This window comes from Mycobacterium sp., from assembly GCF_040398885.1.
Lineage (GTDB): Bacteria > Actinomycetota > Actinomycetes > Mycobacteriales > Mycobacteriaceae > Mycobacterium.
Genome location: NZ_JBBATF010000295.1, coordinates 1 through 1665, shown reverse-complemented (window position 1 = coordinate 1665; position 1665 = coordinate 1). Strand labels below are relative to the sequence as shown.

Sequence of the window (1665 nt, the reverse complement as noted above, 5' to 3'; positions counted from 1 at the left end):
ACCACCGTCGAACCGGGCCGCACCCAGCCGTCCTCGACAGCCTTGAGCAGGCCGGCCACGCTGGCCGCGGACGCCGGTTCGACGAAGATCCCCTCCTCCCGGGCCAGCAACTGGTAGGCCTCGAGCAGTTCCTCGTCCGTTGCCGCGAGGAAGCGCCCATCGGACTGCTCCCTGGCCGCCATCGCACCGTCCCAGGACGCCGGGGACCCGATCCGTATGGCAGTGGCCAGGGTCTCGGGCTTGCCGACCGGGTGGCCCAGCACCAGCGGGGCGGCGCCCGCCGCCTGGGTGCCGAGCATGCGCGGCAGGCGCTCGCTCACGCCGTCGCGGTGATACTCGGTGTAGCCCTTCCAGTAGGCGGTGATGTTGCCGGCGTTGCCGACCGGCAGGGCGTGGATGTCCGGGGCGTACCCGAGGACGTCGACGATCTCGAACGCGGCGGTCTTCTGACCCTCGATCCGCACCGGGTTGACGCTGTTGACCAGCGAGATGGTCGGGTAGTCCGCGGTGAGCTTGCGGGCCAGTTCCAGGCAGTCGTCGAAGTTGCCGTCGATCTGGATGATCTTGGCGCCGTGCATGACGGCCTGGGCGAGCTTGCCCATCGCGATCTTGCCCTGCGGGATCAGCACCGCACAGGTGATGCCCGCCCGCGCGGCGTAGGCGGCCGCCGACGCCGAGGTGTTCCCGGTCGAGGCGCACAGCACCGCCTTCTGGCCTTTGGCCACCGCTTCGGTGACCGCCATGGTCATGCCGCGGTCCTTGAACGACCCGGTGGGGTTGAGCCCCTCGACCTTGACGTGCACGGTGCACCGGGTCTTCTCCGACAGCCGCGGGGCGGGCACCAGCGGGGTGCCGCCCTCCTTCAGGGTCACCGGAGTCCAGTCCGCGGCCATCGGAAGACGATCCCGGTAGGCCTCGATCAGACCCGGCCAGGAGCATCCGACGCGGCCACGGCAGGGCCCGAACGCTCGCGCACGACGCTCATCGGTGCTGGGTGTCATTCGGTGGTTCCCTCCATGCGCAGCACGCTGGTGACCTCGTCGACAACCTCCAGATCGGCCAGCGCGGCGACGGTCTCCGACAGTGCCGCGTCGGTGGCGCGGTGGGTCACGACGACGATGCGTGCCGATCCGTCGGCCATCCCCTCCTGGCGCACCTCGGCGATGCTGACTTCACGCTTGCCGAATTCGGTTGCCACGGAGGCGAATACGCCCGGTCGATCTTTGACCTTCATACTGACGTAATAGCGGGTGGGGATCATTCCCATCGGGGCGATCAGCAACTCGGCGTAGCGGGACTCGCGCGGGCCGCGGCCGCCCTGCACCCGGTTGCGGGCCGCCATCACCACATCGCCCATCACCGCCGAGGCGGTGGGATTGCCGCCGGCGCCCTGCCCGTAGAACATCAACCGGCCGGCCGCCTCGGCCTCGACGACCACCGCGTTGAAGGCGCCGTTGACCGAGGCCAGCGGATGCTCCAGCGGCACCAGCGCCGGATAGACCCGGGCCGAAACCCGTTGCTGGCCCGGTTCTTCCCCGGCGGGTGCGGTGATCCGTTCACAGACGGCCAGCAGTTTGATGGTGCATCCCAGCGCCCGGGCCGCGTCGAAGTCGGCGGGTGAGACCTTGGTGATGCCCTCCCGGTAGACGTCGTCGGCGGTGACCC

Annotated in this window: 2 protein-coding genes; both read right to left on the bottom strand. The window is 69.8% G+C overall.

Annotation, left to right across the window (positions count from 1 at the left end; translation table 11 throughout):
* Positions 1-893 (bottom strand): threonine synthase (gene thrC, locus ADBZ5U_RS16190; protein ID WP_526811903.1); only part of this gene is annotated, 893 nt, incomplete at its 3' end.
* Positions 894-997: 104 nt separating this feature from the next.
* On the bottom strand, positions 998-1665 hold a 668-nt coding region (locus ADBZ5U_RS16185; RefSeq protein WP_526811901.1), incomplete at its 5' end, for a homoserine dehydrogenase.